The organism is uncultured Ruminococcus sp., assembly GCF_934476685.1.
In the GTDB taxonomy this organism is placed as follows: domain Bacteria; phylum Bacillota; class Clostridia; order Oscillospirales; family Ruminococcaceae; genus Hominimerdicola.
In genome coordinates this window covers 399,205-417,158 of sequence record NZ_CAKSNX010000002.1, presented here as the reverse complement: position 1 = coordinate 417,158, position 17,954 = coordinate 399,205, and the positions used below count along the sequence as shown (strand labels likewise).

Annotated in this window: 21 protein-coding genes; 4 read left to right on the top strand and 17 right to left on the bottom strand. The window is 40.5% G+C overall.

What is annotated here, in order from left to right:
* Positions 1-63: 63 nt before the first annotated feature.
* The 3 genes from Q0E19_RS11910 to Q0E19_RS04400 form a co-directional block, all read right to left on the bottom strand.
* Positions 64-135 (bottom strand): hypothetical protein, encoded by a 72-nt coding sequence (locus Q0E19_RS11910; protein WP_365904577.1) that lies wholly within the window; start codon positions 133-135, stop codon positions 64-66.
* The gene (locus tag Q0E19_RS04405) at positions 107-490 is read right to left on the bottom strand and encodes a hypothetical protein (RefSeq protein WP_294407776.1); all 384 of its coding nucleotides are present in this window, start codon (positions 488-490) and stop codon (positions 107-109) included. Before Q0E19_RS04405 ends, Q0E19_RS11910 begins: the two co-directional genes overlap by 29 nt.
* Positions 491-721: 231 nt before the next feature.
* A complete protein-coding gene (locus Q0E19_RS04400) occupies positions 722-943 on the bottom strand; it encodes a hypothetical protein (protein WP_294407774.1) in 222 nt (73 codons plus the stop codon).
* Between the two features lie 360 nt (positions 944-1,303).
* On the opposite strand from Q0E19_RS04400, the gene Q0E19_RS04395 reads away from it, so the two are divergent.
* The 4 genes from Q0E19_RS04395 (at position 1,304) to Q0E19_RS04380 (ending at position 4,386) form a co-directional block, all read left to right on the top strand.
* Positions 1,304-1,771, top strand: a complete 468-nt coding sequence (locus Q0E19_RS04395) for a hypothetical protein (protein WP_294407773.1) — start codon at positions 1,304-1,306, stop codon at positions 1,769-1,771.
* A 208-nt stretch (positions 1,772-1,979) separates the two neighbouring features.
* Positions 1,980-2,294 (top strand): hypothetical protein, encoded by a 315-nt coding sequence (locus Q0E19_RS04390; RefSeq protein WP_294407772.1) that lies wholly within the window; start codon positions 1,980-1,982, stop codon positions 2,292-2,294.
* A gap of 161 nt (positions 2,295-2,455) precedes the next feature.
* Positions 2,456-2,665, top strand: coding sequence for a hypothetical protein (locus tag Q0E19_RS04385; protein WP_294407771.1), 210 nt, complete (start codon positions 2,456-2,458; stop codon positions 2,663-2,665).
* Between the two features lie 89 nt (positions 2,666-2,754).
* Complete coding sequence (locus tag Q0E19_RS04380) at positions 2,755-4,386, top strand: recombinase family protein (protein WP_294407769.1); 1,632 nt, start codon at positions 2,755-2,757, stop codon at positions 4,384-4,386.
* Positions 4,387-4,472: 86 nt separating this feature from the next.
* Here Q0E19_RS04380 and Q0E19_RS04375 read toward each other — a convergent pair whose 3' ends face one another.
* The 14 genes from Q0E19_RS04375 to ruvB form a co-directional block, all read right to left on the bottom strand.
* A complete protein-coding gene (locus Q0E19_RS04375) occupies positions 4,473-6,770 on the bottom strand; it encodes an ATP-dependent Clp protease ATP-binding subunit (RefSeq protein ID WP_294407768.1) in 2,298 nt (765 codons plus the stop codon).
* 42 nt (positions 6,771-6,812) lie between these two features.
* Positions 6,813-7,691: a CvpA family protein gene (locus Q0E19_RS04370; protein WP_294407766.1), complete on the bottom strand. Its 879-nt coding sequence runs from the start codon at positions 7,689-7,691 to the stop codon at positions 6,813-6,815.
* A gap of 17 nt (positions 7,692-7,708) precedes the next feature.
* Positions 7,709-9,268: a DUF5711 family protein gene (locus Q0E19_RS04365; protein WP_294407764.1), complete on the bottom strand. Its 1,560-nt coding sequence runs from the start codon at positions 9,266-9,268 to the stop codon at positions 7,709-7,711.
* Positions 9,255-10,019 carry a tRNA pseudouridine(38-40) synthase TruA gene (gene truA, locus Q0E19_RS04360; protein WP_294407763.1) on the bottom strand — a complete coding sequence of 255 codons (765 nt, stop codon included), beginning with the start codon at positions 10,017-10,019 and terminating at the stop codon, positions 9,255-9,257. Before truA ends, Q0E19_RS04365 begins: the two co-directional genes overlap by 14 nt.
* Before the next feature lie 20 nt (positions 10,020-10,039).
* Complete coding sequence (locus Q0E19_RS04355) at positions 10,040-10,324, bottom strand: hypothetical protein (RefSeq protein ID WP_294407762.1); 285 nt, start codon at positions 10,322-10,324, stop codon at positions 10,040-10,042.
* A gap of 13 nt (positions 10,325-10,337) precedes the next feature.
* Positions 10,338-11,141: an energy-coupling factor transporter transmembrane component T gene (locus Q0E19_RS04350; RefSeq protein WP_294407761.1), complete on the bottom strand. Its 804-nt coding sequence runs from the start codon at positions 11,139-11,141 to the stop codon at positions 10,338-10,340.
* Between the two features lie 75 nt (positions 11,142-11,216).
* On the bottom strand, positions 11,217-12,068 hold the full coding sequence (locus tag Q0E19_RS04345; RefSeq protein ID WP_294407760.1) for an energy-coupling factor transporter ATPase: 852 nt from the start codon (positions 12,066-12,068) through the stop codon (positions 11,217-11,219).
* 20 nt (positions 12,069-12,088) lie between these two features.
* On the bottom strand, positions 12,089-12,940 hold the full coding sequence (locus tag Q0E19_RS04340) for an energy-coupling factor transporter ATPase (RefSeq protein WP_294407797.1): 852 nt from the start codon (positions 12,938-12,940) through the stop codon (positions 12,089-12,091).
* Positions 12,937-13,104: a hypothetical protein gene (locus Q0E19_RS04335; protein ID WP_294407759.1), complete on the bottom strand. Its 168-nt coding sequence runs from the start codon at positions 13,102-13,104 to the stop codon at positions 12,937-12,939. Before Q0E19_RS04335 ends, Q0E19_RS04340 begins: the two co-directional genes overlap by 4 nt.
* 97 nt (positions 13,105-13,201) lie before the next feature.
* Positions 13,202-13,834 (bottom strand): NUDIX hydrolase, encoded by a 633-nt coding sequence (locus tag Q0E19_RS04330; protein ID WP_294407758.1) that lies wholly within the window; start codon positions 13,832-13,834, stop codon positions 13,202-13,204.
* Between the two features lie 6 nt (positions 13,835-13,840).
* A complete protein-coding gene (locus Q0E19_RS04325) occupies positions 13,841-14,704 on the bottom strand; it encodes a class I SAM-dependent methyltransferase (protein WP_294407757.1) in 864 nt (287 codons plus the stop codon).
* Positions 14,705-14,752: 48 nt separating this feature from the next.
* A complete protein-coding gene (locus Q0E19_RS04320) occupies positions 14,753-15,445 on the bottom strand; it encodes an NAD(P)H-dependent oxidoreductase (protein WP_294407756.1) in 693 nt (230 codons plus the stop codon).
* A gap of 29 nt (positions 15,446-15,474) precedes the next feature.
* Entirely contained in the window at positions 15,475-16,824 is a 1,350-nt protein-coding gene (gene glmM, locus Q0E19_RS04315) for a phosphoglucosamine mutase (RefSeq protein WP_294407755.1), read from the bottom strand.
* 48 nt (positions 16,825-16,872) lie between these two features.
* Entirely contained in the window at positions 16,873-17,910 is a 1,038-nt protein-coding gene (gene ruvB / locus Q0E19_RS04310; RefSeq protein ID WP_294407754.1) for a Holliday junction branch migration DNA helicase RuvB, read from the bottom strand.
* Positions 17,911-17,954 lie beyond the last annotated feature (44 nt).

Sequence of the window (17,954 nt, the reverse complement as noted above, 5' to 3'; positions counted from 1 at the left end):
TGCCATTTTATTTTCCTCCTTTTTTTCTATTATACCATGGCTAAATGTTTTCTGTCTAATTTATTATAGACGATACATAATATCATCATCGTAAATTCTGCCCGTTTTATTGGCTCGTCGGGCAATCTGATTCACGTTGGTGGATAAGGCTCTGACCGCCCCGATAATGCCGTTCATATCGCCCTATCAGAACATAGCGAGCTTTCGCACATTCCCTCACATAACTCGACTTCTTCACATGAAGAAGCTCCGCCTGCCTGCAAATATGCTCCCACTCCGTATCGTTGAAGCGGATATTCAGCGTATGATTACGGCACTGATCCCGTTCGTTTAGATACTCCTGCTCGTCTGCGGTAAGCTCATCGGGACTGACCTTTTCAAGCACTCCGTCAAGTTCCTCACGCATACCGTCACAGGTGTAGTTGAGAGCAAGTTCCTCGCTGTCCTTGTAACCATAGTCACGCTTGTAGTTTTTCTCTGCTTTTGTCATAAATCTTTCCTTTCGTTCCTGACCGCATCAGCGGTCTTTTTTATTTAGGGGTCTTAGGGGAATTTTCCCCTGACAAGCATCGTGCTAAAGTCCCGTTTCTCCGAAACGTGGCGCATATCACCGTGCTTGCGAATTGAGAGTGCCGATTTTAAATCAGCACGGCTTTTACCGCCTTTCGGCGGTTTTCTCGCTGTTATTGCGAGAATTGGAGCTTCAGCGACTTTATCTCTATTATGCCGCCGCTTCGGACGGTGGCATATCGCTCACGCTCCGCCGTGATGCCCTCACTTCTGCCGACGATATTATTGTAAAATAGTACGGCGCAGTTTCGGCGCAACTTGGGCGGCAGTATGGTGAAAATATCTCCTCATATATCAATACCAAATTCTGAGCCGTATCGTTAAGTATCTCCGCTGAAAACTTCGGATAATATGCGACAGGATATTTGTGCATAACAGAGATTATTTCGGCGATACTTAACGATAGCCTTTTTTTATTGGTAATGATATGTAGAAGGCTGCGACCGCCACGGCCAAAACACCCTCCACTATACAACCGAGGATTTTGATGATTTGCACCTGATTTTTGCAAAAGTTTACACTTTGTTCATGGTGGTTCTCCCTTATGCCTAAATTCAACACCGAATTTCTGTGCGTTGTGCCAATAAACACGATGCTTCTATCACTATAATCTAAATCAAAAATTCTTATTCAAAGCTATTGTGGCTAATGATTAGAAGAGTGGCAAATAAAGTATTCAAAATACGGTTGACTTTTTAAATGAAAAATCCTATAATATTAGTGTAAAATACATATGGCAAATGAAAGGGTGTGCAAATTGTTTATGGACTTATATAGTATTGCGCTTTTGTTTCGTAAAGCTATAGAAACTGCAATTGAAGCAGGTGACATAACTTATTCCAATATGCTTCGTTTTCCTGAAGGATGCTGTGGATTTGCAAGTGATTTGCTTCAGCGTTATTTATATGAGAATGGGATTATAACTTTTTATGTTTCTGGATCATATGGGTATGGTTGGGATAACTCTGAAAGTCACACATGGTTAGAAACTGAAAATAAAACGGTGATTGATATTACAGGTGATCAATACCGTAATAAGAAATTGAGATTTACGGAACCTGTGTATGTAGGCACTCGAAATAATGGATTTCATGATCAATTCAATTTAGATGTTCCTGTTCCATATCAAAAATGGGAACCATACGGAATCGGTAAAAAGAAAGAGGAAATGTACTATGCAATTCTTCGGCATTTAGAATAGTGTATATCAATGTATAATAGAATTGGAGCAGTCTCAAAAGAGGCTGCTCTAATTCTTATCCAGACAAATTGCACTGGGGAAAAATGAAATTTCACTAAAAGTTCATGCGCAATTGCGGCTGGACAAATGGCTGTGTTGCGCGCTATAATTGATGTATGAGGACAAGTCCTCAGAACAAGGAGATAACTGAACGGAAGGAGGTGGCGGTATGCTTACCTACGAACAGCAGACAAAGAAACTCCTGAGCAAGCGTCAGGCGGTGCTTGACCGTATCGAGAGCGACAAGGCTGAGATCGAGAAGATTAATGCGAAGCTGAATGCTATCCAGCTCGCTAAGATCAGGGACGCACTTGGCTGTGATGAGCAGGGACTTTTTGAGCTTATTACCAAGCACCCTGAACAGCTTGCAAAGCTCAGACAAGATGGCATTGCTGAGAGCGATACAGATACAGCTCAGGACAGTGATAATTCCGAACTTATCGGGCAGACATCTTTCTTTGATGAGAAGTCTTTCAAGGACTGATAGTCCAACAACAATAATAGCTGTGATAATGGACGGTAGCAATGCCGTTCCGCACAGCTATCAGAAAAGTATAAGGCAACAACAAAACGAGGGTAAGAAAGAGAAAGCGGAGCCCTCACTCTATATGCGTAGAAATAGACAAGCAAAGGAGAAAGTTCGCTATGAATAATAAAGATTATACTGCCGTAGAAAATACGGCAACAGAAACTGTGTCCGAGTACAAGATCGGACATACGCTGTATACGGTCAAGACCGTATTTAACCCTGCTTCAAAGGCAAGCCTTTCGGATATTCTGAAACGGCTCATAATCCGTGAGTGTGAGGATTTCCTTGGTGAATCCGGACAAGAACCCGAGAAGCAGGCTGTGTAACTTTGGAATATCGGCGCATTGTATTTATTTTCGGTGCGCGCTATAATGATAACATAGCTTGCTGTATCTGTCGGAAAGAGAGGTAAATTATGACAGGCAAGATTACAGCATTATATTGTCGTCTTTCACAGGACGATATGTTACAGGATGAGAGCAATAGCATCACCAACCAGAAGGCTATCCTCAAGAAGTTCGCTGAGGATAATGGTTTCAGCAATCCCGTGTTTTATGTAGATGACGGAGTTTCGGGAACAACATTTGAGCGTGACGGCTTCAAGTTTATGATGGCAGATGTAGTAGCCGGAAATGTCGGAATAGTAATCACTAAGGATTTGAGCCGCCTCGGTCGTGATTATTTGAAAACAGGCGAATACATCGAGATCATATTTCCCGATTATGATGTCCGCTATATCGCTATCAATGATGGCGTGGATACCTTAAAGTCTGAAAATGAGCTGATGGCTTTCAAAAATATTTTTAATGACTGGTACGCCCGTGATACGAGTAAGAAGATCAGAGCCGTTTTCAAGGCTAAGGGGCAGTCAGGTAAGCCTTTATCTCTCCCGATTTATGGCTATAAAAAGTCCGAAGCTGACAAAAATATGTGGCTCGTTGATGATGAAGCTGCTGAGGTTGTCCGCAGGATATTCAAGCTCTGTATTGAGGGCTACGGTCCGGCGCAGATTGCCCGCATTCTCACGCAGGAAGGTATCCCGACTCCTACAGCCTACGCTCTGTCACATGGTAGGGATAATGGTCACAAGAACGCTAAGCTGCATCGCTGGAGCGGAAAAACCATCAGCCACATTCTTGACCGTCCTGAATACATCGGTCACACGGTCAACTTCAGAACACATAAGAAGTCCTACAAAAACAAGAAGACCGTGAGAAATCCACAGGAAGAATGGCTCATCTTTGAGAACACTCATGAGCCGATCGTAACTCAGCAGGAGTTTGATCTGGTGCAGGAGCTTCGCAAGAATAAACGCCGTCCCACCAAACATGAGGAAGTCAATCCATTTTCAGGTATGGTCTACTGTGCGGACTGCGGAAAGAAGATGTATCTGTGCCGAGCGACAAGTCTGACCGCCGATCAGGAGCATTTGAAGTGTTCCACATATTCCTCAGACAAGGACGCTTGTTCCGCGCACTTCATCAGAACTGTTGTACTGAATGAGATCGTGTTGAACGACCTGAATAAACTACTTGTCAGGGTTAAGGAGCATGAGGACGAGTTTGTGCAGGCAGCGATGGATAATTCCGTTCAGAAGCAGTCCTCTGAGCTTTCCAAAGCAAAGAAAGCCATGAAACAGGCTGAAAAGCGTATTGTTGAACTGGACAGGCTTTTCACACGACTTTATGAAGATAACGTATCGGGCAAGATTTCTGATGAACGCTTTTCTGTGATGTCAGCAGGATATGAGGATGAGCAGAAGAAATTGAGAGCAAGCGTTAGCGAGCTGACCAGCTACATCGAAACGGCAGAGCAGAAGTCCTCCGATGTGACCGCATTCATCAGCGTGGTGCAGAAGTATGAGCATATCACGGAGCTTACTCCTGAGATCATGCATGAGCTTATCGAAAAAATTGTTGTTCATGCTCCTGATAAGAGTAGCGGTCACCGCACACAGCAGATCGACATTTATTATCGCTTCGATGTCGCAGTATCGACTGCGGTCGCTGACAGTATGAAGTATGACAAAAAGAGAAAGGCTGCGTAACCGCTTGGTTACGCAACCTCATCTTAAAATCTTAAATACTTCTTTATCGGCGCTCCTCTAAAGGACTTCGCTTTTTTGTTTTGCTATTAAATTGAATTTACTACAAGATCGTCACCATTTGCGGAAATTGAAATTCCTGATACAGAATTCTCTCCGCCTTCGATAATAAGTTCTGCGATCTTGTCCTCGATCTCACTGCGGATAACACGTCTGATATCTCTTGCTCCAAGCTTCTGATTATATGACTTCTTAGCAATAAGCTTAAGAGCCTTATCGTCATATTTCAAAGTGATGTTCTTCTCTTCAAGCGGTGATCTCATTTCATCAAGCATCAAGCCTGCGATAGAAGCATAATTTTCTTCCGTAAGCTGATTGAACACAACGATCTCATCAATTCTGCCGAGAAATTCAGGACGAAGAAATTCACGAAGTGCTTTCATTGCTTTATCGTGTGCTATCTCATTTGATGTCTTATTAAATCCGACACCGGTATCCTTGTCAGTTGAACCGGCATTTGATGTCATAACGATAACCGTATTCTCAAAAGAAACCGTTCTGCCCTGTGAATCGTTTATCTTACCTTCATCAAGTATCTGAAGCATGATATTCATTACGTCAGGGTGAGCCTTTTCGATCTCATCAAAAAGAACAACAGAATATGGACGGCGGCGAACCTTTTCCGTAAGCTGACCAGCCTCGTCAAAACCAACATATCCCGGAGGTGAACCGATAAGCTTCGATACCGAGTGCTTTTCCATAAACTCAGACATATCAACTCTGATGATAGGCTCAGTAGAATCAAACAGCTCCTCACCAAGGACCTTTACAAGCTCCGTCTTTCCAACACCTGTCGGACCTACGAAAATAAATGATGCAGGTCTGCGGCGCTTTGAAAGCTGAACTCTTGTACGCTTGACCGCTCTTGCTACCTGATCGACAGCTTCCTGCTGACCGATAACTCTTGCTGACAGCGCTGTGCTGAGATTCTTGATCTTATCATAATCACTCTTTGCTATCTTGTTTGCAGGAATGCCTGTCCAAAGTTCAATAACCTTAGAAAGATCATCGTCAGTTACATAAACGTTTTTAAGTATATCCTCAACTTCTTTGAGTCTGTTCTGAATTCTGAGTATCTCTGCTTTTTCAGTTGCAAGTATCTCATAATCAGGATTTTCGCTGCTTTCATAATCGTCAACAAGCTTTTCATGTTTTTTCAGCTCATCATTTAGAGAATCAAATTCGGCTATTTCCGGTGTTCTAATGCTTGTGCAGGCACAAGCTTCATCAAGAAGGTCTATCGCCTTGTCAGGCAAAAATCTGTCATTGATATAACGTTCTGAAAGAACAGCGCATTTTCTCAGTACTTTATCATCAATATGAACTCTGTGGTAGTTCTCATAATACTGTTTTATACCATCTAATACAGTTACAGTATCTTCCACAGTAGGTTCAGTTACTGTAACAGGCTGAAATCTTCTTTCAAGTGCAGAATCTTTTTCGATATATTTTCTGTATTCTTTGAAAGTAGTTGCACCAATTACCTGTATCTCGCCTCGTGAAAGTGACGGCTTGAGGATATTAGCGGCATTCATAGTTCCCTCAGAATCACCGGTACCCACAAGAGTATGGACCTCGTCAATAAACAGGATTATGTTGCCCTGCTCCTTCACCTCTTCAACAAGACCTTTGCATCTGCTTTCAAACTGTCCTCTGAACTGTGTTCCAGCAACAAGTGATGTCAGATCAAGGAGATATATCTCTTTGTCTTTCAGATGAAACGGAACATCACCACTTACGATCTTCTGAGCAATACCCTCTGCAATTGCTGTTTTACCAACACCAGGTTCACCTATAAGGCATGGATTGTTCTTCTGACGGCGTGAAAGGATATGAATAACTCTTGAGATCTCTTTATCTCTGCCAATGACATTATCCATTTTGCCTTCACGGGCTTTTTGTGTCAGATTGGTACAATAGTTATTCAGAAATTTAAGCTTTTTGCCTTTCTTATTGGCTTTGCCGTCTGTACTCTGCTGTGTGTCACCCTGTTTATTCTTTTCAGGATTTGTAAGTGCATTTGCAAAATTGCTTAATGCACCGTCACCGCCGAAAAGATTTCCAAGGAAGCTTGGCATAGTTCCGCTGCCGCCAAGTTCAAAGTCTTCGCCTTCTGCAAGATCGTTAAGTGAGTCGGACATTGCCTGCAGCTCCTCCTCTGAAATACCCATTTGTTTTATATAATCTTCCACCTGAGGTATTTTCATTTCTCTTGCACAGGTCAGACATAATCCCTCGTTTTTAATAGTTTTTTTAGGATCATTTGGATTTGTTGATGAGATAAAGACTACTGCGGGTCTTTTTTTACATCTTGAACACATTATCATGGTCTGATGCTCCTTTCCTTACTGATTCATTTTATCTTATACTTACTTATAGAAAAAATCAAAAAAGTATTTAAACAGATAGGTTCTGTCACATATATCTGCATTCAATATTTCAAGGCTGTTGTTAGTTGCATTCACTGCTATGCATAGTCCAAACGCTATTATGGATATATACAGCAATCCTTTAGCTGCTCCCAATGCCAAACCTCCAAAACGATTTGCAGCATTTATCGGCGGTAATTTTGTGAACACACCTGATATAACAAGTATCAGTTTAATCACAAGTTCAATGATTATGAAAGAAATAATAAATATCACTATTCTTGATAAATTCACCAACATTGGCTTGATCGCTGTATCTGTTATATACTCAGCAGCCTGCTCAGTATTTCCTGAACACAGTATTTGCACAGCTTTATTAAATTCCTGCGTATCTATATTTTCAATAGATATCAGCTCACCTAATCCGCTCTCATTATACTGCTTTTTCACATCTGAAACAAGTTCGTTATCAAAATACGCTGACAAATTTTTATTTACATTATCGGCAAGTTCATCAGCTGCACCATTTTGTTTTAAAATGTCACTCAGATTGCTGCCGATATCTCCTCCTGCATCTAAAGCTCTATCTATATCATCATCGTTAAGATATCCGTCAAGTCCTTGCTGTTCAAGCTGCGACTTGATAATATTATCTATATCAATGTCTTCAAGTGCAGAACTTACCATAGATGTTGCCGGTTCTTCCAAATATCTTTCGTATACAGGTACTGCTAAAGCTGACGAAACACCAAAAGCTATCAGCGCCGCAGTTATCGTTCCAAGCATACAGATTATATATCTGAAAAAGCCTCTGTAATATCCTATTGCACAGGTCACCGCCATAATTACGATAACAGCTGCGTCAAGGTAATAAACCATTGTCCCCTCCTTATAGATCAAGTGCTGAATGAAATTTTATTTATCTCACGATAATCTATAAAGTACACATTTTCATTAAAGAATGTAAAGTCAAAATACTCAGATGAAACATCTGCTGTCGCCAGAAGATTTCCAGAGAAATCATATGCCTCGACCATTTTATCCTTTAAAAGAATGACCTTGCCATTATATATTCCAACACTTCTCGGCTCTCCGTCATCAGTATAAATAACTTTATCAGCCTCTTTTTTATCTGAGTCAGAATCAAACAGCATAAGCTCTGTTGAATTTCTCTTGATACCGTCCATAGTTATTGCGGCACACTCATCTGTAAGTGCATAGTCTACCAGTTCGCTTTTGTACTCACATTCAAATATAATATTCCCCTGACTGTCCAGCTTTACAAAAGCAGTATCACCAACTACCCAGTAATCACCATTGTCATTTCTTACTGCATCAAGGGCAAGGATATCAATAGGCTCGCTCTTCATTTTTTCTTCTGTTGAATCAAATTTCAGATGTCTTACTATTGAACGTATCTCACCGTTTTTTGAAGTGAACGTAGTTACAAAACAACTGTTGCCGTCCTCGCTGAAATTCATACTCAGTATTCTTGCACTGCTTGACCACTGATATATTTCGCTGCCGTTTGAATCATATACCGTCAGTACACCTGCATATTTTTCATCCTGCGTTACAACAGCAACGTTGCTGTTATCAGCTATATCAGCCATAAGTATCCTGTTTTCAGCTGATTTGCTGAACATCTCATTTTTTCTGTTTACGACCATAAAAGAATTTCCGCCTGCATCATAGACAAGCATTCTTTTCTTTGCAATTTTCAGCACAGGATCAGCATAGTTATGATTAAAAGAATTTTCTTCATTGCCATTTTCATCATATACTACAAGATGATTTTTGTCAAGTGCGGCAAGAGAATTTTCGATACCTGCTATCTTGCTGACAGCACCCTCATCAAAGGTTATAGGAAAGTTTCCTTTTTCCACCTTACCGTCATTAACTATGGTTTCATGAGGTTTGTCAAGTATGCCTTCAAGTTTAGGTACCCACTGATCTCTGAACGCATATACTGATACTCCAAAAGCCGCTACTAATACAAGTATTGCTGCATTTTTAATGCGCTTTTTATTCTTTTCATGCTGACGTGCAGCTCTTATATCAGTAACGTTTTCCTTTTCTTTTTTCTTCTGCTCAGCTTCAGGATCATCATTATGATTTACTGTAATATGCGGCGCTTCCTCTTCCTCAGGTATCTCATCTGACGGAGTTGTTATCTCTATATTGTTCTCTCTGTCAGCCTCTTCGGAAAGCAACTTTCTGCGTTCTTCCCTGCGCTTACGCTTTTCAAGTCTTTCAAGATCTCTGAGTGTTATATCGGGCATAGGTTCATCGGCTGAGTTCCATTCTTCCTTGCGTACAAATTCTTTTTCAGTCACTACCTGAAAGCTTTTCTCAACTTTTCCTGCTGATCTCAGTTCTTTTTGAAACTTTCTGTTTTTTCTGTTTGAATTGAATTTCCCGATTTTTTTATCTTTATTATCTTTATTTTCGCTCAAATCCGTCATTTCCCTCATTATAAAATACTTTGTTCAGGTACAGACCCTGAGGCGGTACTGTCTTTCCTGCTTTTGTTCTATCCTTTGACTCCAGTATTTTCGGAATATCATTCTCTCCGATTTTTCCCTCATTGATAAAAAGCAGCGTCCCCACCATAATCCTGACCATATTATACAAAAATCCATCACCGGAAACATTGAAAATAACAAGATCTCCGTCACGTCTAACATTAAAATAATATATTGTTCTGACTGTGTTTTCTTTTGTGCAGTCAGTTGAACACATCGCTTTGAAATCATGCATACCCACAAAATCTTTTGCGGCAGCATCAAGTTTTTCAGCGTCTATCGGATACCAGCTGCGGTAAGCGGTGTTCTTTAAAAACGGATCTTTTATCTCGCTGTTATGAACTATGTATTCATATTCCTTACCTTTGCAGCAGTATCTGGCATGGAAATCGCTGTTGACCTCTTCACACTTTTTAACTGCAATGTCCTCAGGAAGTCTTGAATTAAGACCAAATTGAAGTCCTCTGCAGTTTATAGTAGAATCAAGCTCAAAACTCAGAACATATTCCCTTGCGTGAACACCTGCGTCAGTTCTTGAACAGCCCTGCACAACAACATTTTTACCTATAAGGTCAAATATTGCTTTCTCAAAAACCTCCTGCACAGTAATTGCATTGTTCTGACGCTGCCAGCCATGATAAGCTGTACCGTCATAAGCAATGGTTAATTTAAAATATTTCATTTATTACAGATCTCCGATTTTTAATCAAGAGTTATTTTTTCTATCGAATCTATCCTTACAATGCGTGTAACATCATTTTTCTTCTCATGAAAAATAAGCTTCACCCATTCATCATCAGCATCGGCAACTGTGCATTTACTGCCGTAAAAGCCATTGCCGTCGATCACACAATCCTTACCGACAAGATCATTTATGAGTTTTGACACAGCATTTCCTCCATTCAGTTTTCTCTCTAGTCTGCGGACTTTGCTCTCAAGCGAGTCAAGCCTTTCGTCCTGGCTCATGTCTTTAAACATATTTCCCATTACCAGACTCTCCTTATAAAATTATATTTATTACTATGACCGCTGCAAGGAATACTATACAGAATAAACCGCCCCATAGATCAACTATACTCATTTTCAGCTGTTTCATTCTTGTTCTGCCTTCTCCACCGTGATAGCAACGGCATTCCATAGCAAGAGCAAGTTCTTCTGCGTGTCTGAATGATGCAACAAAGAGCGGTATCAAAACAGGTATAAGTGCTTTCGCTTTCTGAATAAGAGAACCGTCTTCCATATTCGCACCTCTTGCTTTCTGAGCAGACATTATTTTATCCGTTTCCTCAATAAGCGTAGGAATGAATCTCAAAGCAATGGTCATCATCATTGCAAGTTCATGAACAGGTACTTTTATCTTTTTCAAAGGCGACAGCAGTCTTTCTATTGCGTCAGTAAGATCTATCGGTGACGTAGTATATGTCAGAAGTGATGTTCCTGCAATAAGGCAAAGTATTCTGACTACCATAAACACAGCTGTATTTACACCGTCATCAGTTATTTTTATAAATTTCCACGCAAAATATGGATCACCTGTTCTGATAAAAAACAGATTGAGTATTGCTGTGAAAATTATAATAGGCACAATAGGCTTCAAGCTTTTGAGCATCATTTTTCCCGGTATCTTTGATATCAGAAAGATCAATACCGTAAATATTATTCCGACGCCAAGTCCGGCAAGATGGTCAGCCATAAAAAGCATAACTATAAACACCGCTGTAAGCAATATTTTTACTCGTGCGTCCATTCTGTGTATTACCGAGCTGCCCGGAAAATACTGTCCAATAGTAATATCCTTTATCAAGGTATATTCCTCCAAAATCTATATGTTCATTTTACTTACTCCCTGCCATAAGTACGGTCAAGGGTCTTACTACTTTTATCTGCCGAGCATATCCAGCAGTATTTTCTTTGCATATCCAACTGTATAAACGTCATCTTTAATATCTATTCCCATAGATTTAAGTCTGTTTATAACTCTTGTTATCTGCGGCACTGCAAGTCCCATAGCTGTAAGTTCATCTGCACGATGAAATACCTTTACAGTATCGTCATAGCAGAAAAGCTTTGATTCATTCATAACAAGTATTTTGGAAACGTTTTTTGCTATATCCTCCATTGAGTGAGAAACCAGCAATACTGTGTTCTTAGTCTGCTGATGATACTCTCTTATCAGACCAAGTATCTGTTCCCTTCCCTTTGGATCAAGTCCTGATGCAGGCTCATCAAGTATAAGGACCTTTGGTTCCATTGCCATAACGCCTGCAATAGCAACACGGCGTTTCTGACCTCCCGAAAGCTCAAACGGTGACTTATCAAGTATCTCAGGCGAAAGTCCTACCATTTTAGCGGTTTTCTTTACACGTCTGTCGATCTCCTGATCTGAAAGTCCCATATTTTTAGGACCGAAAGCTATATCCTTATAGCAATTTTCTTCAAAAAGCTGATACTCAGGATACTGGAAAACAAGTCCGACTTTAAATCTGACAGGTCTTAGCTTTGATTTATCGTCCCACAGCTTTTCACCATCTATATAGACCGCTCCGCTTGTCGGTTTCAGAAGTCCGTTAAAATGCTGTATGAGCGTAGACTTTCCCGAACCTGTATGACCGATAATACCGACCATTTCGCCTTGTTCTATTTCTATATTAACATTGTCTACTGCAACTTTTCTGAATGGAGTACCCTCACCGTAGACATATGACAAATTCTCTGTTTTAATTACTGCCATTGTTGTTACCTCAACTCATTTTACTTTAGCATTTCATAAAGCTTTTCCACACACTCGTCTTCTGTAATTATTTCAGTAGATATATCACAGCCTGCTTTCTTCAGCTCCCATGCAAGTTCCGTTACCTGAGGAACATCAAGTCCTAGATTTTTCATGGTTTCTACCTGTGAAAAGATCTTTTTAGGAACATTATCCATTATGACCTCTCCGCCGTCAATAACTACTACTCGCTCAGCCTGTGCAGCCTCTTCCATATAATGAGTGATAAGTACGATCGTTACACCCTGCTTATTGAGTGCTTTTATAGTTTTCATTACCTCTTCTCTGCCGTGAGGATCAAGCATAGCTGTTGGTTCATCCAACAAAATACAATCAGGACGCATTGCAATTATTCCTGCAATAGCAACACGCTGCTTTTGTCCGCCGGAAAGCTTATGAGGTGCGTGCATTCTGTATTCATACATACCGACAGTCTTTAATGCCTCATCAACTCTCTGCCTTATCTCAGCAGGCTCTATCCCCATATTTTCAAGAGCAAAAGCAACGTCCTCCTCAACGATAGTCGCAACTATCTGATTATCAGGATTCTGAAAAACCATACCCACTCTCTGTCTTATAGGCAGAAGATTTTCTTCATCTATTGTATCCATGCCGTCAACATATACTGCTCCCGACTCAGGAAGATTTATTGCATTTATACATTTTGCCAGTGTGGATTTTCCCGAACCGTTATGACCGAGGACTGCCACAAACTCACCTTTTTTTATGTTCAGCGTTACACCTTTAAGGACCTCCGTCTTTACAGGCGGTTCTTCAATTTCATTGACATATGAAAAATGCAGATCCTTTATCTCGATAAAATTATCCATTATTTTTTATCCTTTTTATCTTTATCAAATATATCTTCAAGCTTGTCCTTTACCTTTTCAATATTCTCTTTCGTAGCAAGGTCCTTAGCCTTTTTCTTTACATCATCAGGTATTTTATCCTCTGCCTGCTCCAGTTTCTTCTTGATATCTTTAAAATCAATTCCCATTTTTGCTGCCTCCCATTATATACTACATATTTATAAAGTTAATTTAAACATCAGATATTTTTATTTCATAAGTGACATACATTAAATATCGAGTCCGCTAATCAAACATCGTTTTCCAATTATCACTTTTACTTGCTTCAAAGCACATCTGAATCTGCTCAATATTACACTTTTCCTGTGCAAGTTCAGGAATATTGTCTATCGGGAAATATCTCGCCTCTGTTGTTTCAGAATTTTGTTTAAAAGCTCCGCCAACAGCATTGCATAAAACAAAAATTTTGCAGACGCCATATGCATACGGCGGTGTATTATGTTTGTTTCTGTCCTGCACTGCAATTATACTAACAGGCTCAGCATCTATTCCTGCTTCTTCCCGAACTTCTTTTACTGTATTAGAACCTATCGATTCGAGAACATCACACCAACCTCCAGGCAAAGACCATTTGCCGTTGTTTTCCCGAACAAGCAATATCTTATAATCTTTAAAAATAACTGCACGGGTATCGATTTTAGGTGTCTGATATCCTTTTTCATTGCAGAAAAGCACTTTCACCTTGTCTTTGGGTATCTCTGTTTTTGTACTGATCATTTCAGCAGATATTTCCCTAAGTCGTTCATAGCGTTCTTTATCAAAAATATCTTTGCAATATGTCAGTCCATTCTGAGCAATACTTTGTATCTCTATTGCCCATTTCAGCCACGGCTCGTTAAGAAATACATCATCACGCATAGTTTATTACTTCTGCCATATTGCAGTCGAACCGCAAGGCAATACTCCGCCGGTAGCCTCGACAGGCAGTCCTATCTCATCAGCTGTTACCTTTCCGCCAAAACGTGTTCCAAGAACATCATTGAGTATATATGCCATTACAGATGGCGAAAGTCCTGTTGTATAGCTGTTAAGCAAGAAAAACAGCGGATCATCACTAAGTACACCGGCACAGGTCTTAACAAGGTCATAAACACAGTCCTCAAGCTTCCAGACCTCTCCGCCCGGACCACGTCCATAACTCGGTGGATCCATAACTATTGCATCATAAGTTTTTCCACGCTTTATCTCACGTCTTACGAACTTTTCACAATCATCTACAAGCCAGCGTATAGGCTTATCGGAAAGTCCCGATGCAGCTGCGTTTTCCCTCGCCCATTGCACCATGCCTTTTGATGCATCAACGTGTGAAACACTTGCCCCAGCCTCAGCACAGGCAAGAGTAGCTCCACCCGTATATGCGAAGAGATTGAGAACCTTTATCTCACGTCCCGCATTTCTGATCTTATCAGCCATAAAGTCCCAGTTGACAGCCTGTTCAGGGAACAGACCAGTGTGCTTAAATCCTGTTGGTCTGATAATAAATTTCAGATCACCATATCCTATATTCCAGCTTTCGGGAAGTCTTTTTCTATACTCCCACTCTCCGCCGCCTTTTGAGGAACGATGATACACTCCGTCAGCCTTTCCCCACATATCAGAACGCTTTGGAGATTTCCAGATTATCTGCGGGTCAGGTCTTACAAGTATCTTGCCGCCCCAGCTTTCCAGCTTATCACCGCTGGATGTATCTATTATTTTATAGTCTTTCCAGTTTTCTGCAACTCTCATGATTTTAGTCCTTAATTAATATTTTTTATTGTCTAGATTGCTTAAATACTACTTTTTCCAAGGCCTTTTATTCTCTGTCCAGCCTTTTGCTTTCCAATATTCACTATCAGCAGGATTCCAACCTTTTTTATTAGCAAAATGAAAAACAGTAAAGTACAGCCAGCCTTTAAGGCTTACCTTAGGTTTGAAATCTGAACTTTTTATCTTAGAAGCTATCCTATCTGTTTTTCGTTCTATTTTTGCCCGCATCTTCTCAGATACGCCCTGCCAGTTTACTGCATGAATACCGAATCCGATATTATATATTGCAGGGATTCCCCAGAACGACAAGCTGTCAGCCATATCTTTATTAGTAGATCTCATTCCTGCACCTGCTGCTGTTGAAATAACTACGGCTTTCTTTGAAAACATTTTTTCTTCAGGACGGTGTACTATCCACCGCCAGCCGTAATGATCCAGCCATGCTTTCATCGAACCTGTGCAATGATAAACATAGACAGGAGACGTGAGAATAATAACATCTGCCTCATCAACAGCATTTGTCAAAGGTTTTAATTTGTCATAATGCGGACATTTATCCTCACCCTTTAGGAAGCAGTTTGTACAGCCGCAGCAGAACTCACCAAAATCCTTTGGAAGAAAAAATTCTTTTACCTCACCGCCAAGCTTATCAGCAAGCATTTTACCTATATGGTATGTCGAACCTTTATGATTCTGACCATTTACTACACAGATCTTCAAATTAATTACCTCTGATTTTGACGTACAGCTCACATTTTCTCTACAAGTTCAGCTATCTTATAAGCATACTCTGTGATTATACCTGTTCTTTTACCCTCTATCATTACTCGCACAAGCGGTTCTGTACCCGATTCACGAACAAGTATCCTGCCTTCGTCACCAAGCTTTTCTTCATACATCTTTATAGCATCGGTTACTTTTTTGCACTTATCCCACATACCCTTTTTATCAGGAGTTATTTTTACATTTACAAGTATCTGCGGATAACATTCCATACATGAAGCAAGCTCGCTTGCTTTTTTACCTGTCTTAGTCATTATTGAAAGCAGCTTTGTTCCCGTTAGTTCTCCATCACCTGTATTGGCATGGTCAAGGAGAATAATATGACCTGACTGCTCACCGCCGATATTATATCCGCCTTTCTGCATCTCTTCAAGAACATATCTGTCGCCTACCTTAGTAGTTGTTGCAACGATACCATTTGCCTTAGCGAACTTGAAAAATCCAAGATTAGTCATTACTGTTACAACGCAGGTGTTGCTTGCAAGAGTACCCTCATTTTTCATAAAATCGGAGAATATCGCAAGAAGCTTATCACCGTCAATAAGCTCACCATTTTCATCTACCGCAAGACATCTGTCAGCGTCGCCGTCAAAGGCAAGACCAACATTGCACTTGTTCTCAACAACAGCTTTTTTCAAGCTTTCCATATGCGTTGAACCGCAGTTTTCGTTGATATTCGTTCCGTCAGGCTTATCATGTATCATAATGCATTTTGCGCCAAGTCCTTCAAAAATCTTCTGAGCGCATACGCTTGAAGAGCCGTTAGCGCAATCTATACATACTTTAATTCCCTTAAAATCAGCGTCTACTGTTTTCATTATGTATCTGATGTAATCCCATACGGCATCTTTCTCATAATAAATTCTTCCGACTTCAGAACCTTCACATAGAGCCTTATCCATTTCTTCAGGTCTGTCGAGAATAAGTTCTTCGATCTCGTTTTCGATCTCATCTGAAAGCTTGAAACCGCTGCCTGAAAACAGCTTTATTCCGTTAAACTCAACTGAATTATGTGAAGCGGATATCATAACGCCTGCGTCAGCCTCATATTTTTTTACCAGCATTGCTACCGCAGGAGTAGGAACTACGCCAAGAATATGTGCGTCTGCGCCAACTGAACAAATACCTGCAATAAGTGCTGATTCAAGGATATCACCGGATATTCTCGTATCTTTTCCTATAATTATCTTAGCTTTATGCTTTGTTTCCTTTGTTAAAACCAATGCGGCAGCTCTGCCGATTTTCATAGCGAGTTCGCAGGTAAGCTCTGTAATTGCTACCCCTCTCGCTCCGTCAGTACCGAATAATCTACCCATTATCGTAATTCTCCTTCTAGCAATTTATATAAATTATAGCATTGAGATCTAAAGATGCGTTTGTCCGTCCTTTAAAAATCCAAGATGATCGTAGGCAAGCTGAGTTGCACATCTTCCTCGTGGAGTTTTTGAAATAAAGCCCAGTTGCATAAGATACGGTTCGCACTCATTTTCAAGAGTTATAGCCTCTTCACCAATAGCTGCAGCAAGCGTAGCCAAACCGACAGGTCCGCCGTTATAACCCTTGATTATCATTGTAAGATAACGCTTATCCAGCGTATCAAGTCCAAGATTATCTACTTCCATGCGAATAAGAGCAAGCTTAGCTATATCCTTAGTTATTCTTCCATTTCCCTCTATATCCGCAAAGTCACGCACACGTTTAAGATATCTATTAGCAATTCTCGGAGTTCCTCTTGAACGGCTTGCTATCTCCTCTGCACCGCTCCTGTCACAAGGTACTCCAAGCAGAACGGCAGAACGCTTAACAATATCTGCCAGCTGTTCCACAGTATACAGTTCAAGGTGCTGAATGATACCAAAACGATCTCTCAAAGGTGATGAAAGCTGACCTGAACGTGTTGTTGCACCTATAAGAGTAAATTTATTAAGTTCTATTCTTATAGATCTTGCGGCAGGGCCTTTGCCCATAATAATATCCAGTGCAAAATCTTCAAGCGCAGGATATAAAACCTCTTCTACCTGTCTTGAAAGACGGTGTATCTCATCAATAAAAAGCACATCTCCCTTTTCAAGATTTGTAAGCAGTGCAGCCAGATCACCCGGTTTTTCAATAGCAGGACCTGATGTAGTCCTTAAATTTACGCCCATTTCATGAGCAATAATATTTGAAAGTGTTGTTTTTCCAAGTCCCGGAGGTCCATACAGCAAAACATGGTCAAGGCTGTCGCCTCTGTTTTTAGCTGCCTGAATATATATCTTCATATTCTCCTTGACTTTATCCTGACCTATATACTCACTGAGAGTCTGCGGTCTGAGGCTGACTTCAAAATCGTCGGTAGTTTCCTGATTAGTTTCTTTGGGAGTAACTACACGTTCAAACTCAAAATCTCCCTTTTCAATCATTTAACAGCCTCTCCTTTGTTATATTCATAAAATATCATAAATGT

Coding starts and splice junctions, on each gene's coding strand:
- Q0E19_RS04405 (WP_294407776.1), bottom strand. CDS start 490: ATGACAAAAGCAGAGAAAAACTACAAGCGTGACTATGGTTACAAGGAC.
- Q0E19_RS04400 (WP_294407774.1), bottom strand. CDS start 943: ATGCACAAATATCCTGTCGCATATTATCCGAAGTTTTCAGCGGAGATA.
- Q0E19_RS04395 (WP_294407773.1), top strand. CDS start 1,304: ATGGCAAATGAAAGGGTGTGCAAATTGTTTATGGACTTATATAGTATT.
- Q0E19_RS04390 (WP_294407772.1), top strand. CDS start 1,980: ATGCTTACCTACGAACAGCAGACAAAGAAACTCCTGAGCAAGCGTCAG.
- Q0E19_RS04385 (WP_294407771.1), top strand. CDS start 2,456: ATGAATAATAAAGATTATACTGCCGTAGAAAATACGGCAACAGAAACT.
- Q0E19_RS04380 (WP_294407769.1), top strand. CDS start 2,755: ATGACAGGCAAGATTACAGCATTATATTGTCGTCTTTCACAGGACGAT.
- Q0E19_RS04375 (WP_294407768.1), bottom strand. CDS start 6,770: ATGATAATGTGTTCAAGATGTAAAAAAAGACCCGCAGTAGTCTTTATC.
- Q0E19_RS04370 (WP_294407766.1), bottom strand. CDS start 7,691: ATGGTTTATTACCTTGACGCAGCTGTTATCGTAATTATGGCGGTGACC.
- truA (WP_294407763.1), bottom strand. CDS start 10,019: ATGAAATATTTTAAATTAACCATTGCTTATGACGGTACAGCTTATCAT.
- Q0E19_RS04355 (WP_294407762.1), bottom strand. CDS start 10,324: ATGGGAAATATGTTTAAAGACATGAGCCAGGACGAAAGGCTTGACTCG.
- Q0E19_RS04345 (WP_294407760.1), bottom strand. CDS start 12,068: ATGGCAGTAATTAAAACAGAGAATTTGTCATATGTCTACGGTGAGGGT.
- Q0E19_RS04335 (WP_294407759.1), bottom strand. CDS start 13,104: ATGGGAATTGATTTTAAAGATATCAAGAAGAAACTGGAGCAGGCAGAG.
- Q0E19_RS04330 (WP_294407758.1), bottom strand. CDS start 13,834: ATGCGTGATGATGTATTTCTTAACGAGCCGTGGCTGAAATGGGCAATA.
- Q0E19_RS04325 (WP_294407757.1), bottom strand. CDS start 14,704: ATGAGAGTTGCAGAAAACTGGAAAGACTATAAAATAATAGATACATCC.
- glmM (WP_294407755.1), bottom strand. CDS start 16,824: ATGGGTAGATTATTCGGTACTGACGGAGCGAGAGGGGTAGCAATTACA.
- ruvB (WP_294407754.1), bottom strand. CDS start 17,910: ATGATTGAAAAGGGAGATTTTGAGTTTGAACGTGTAGTTACTCCCAAA.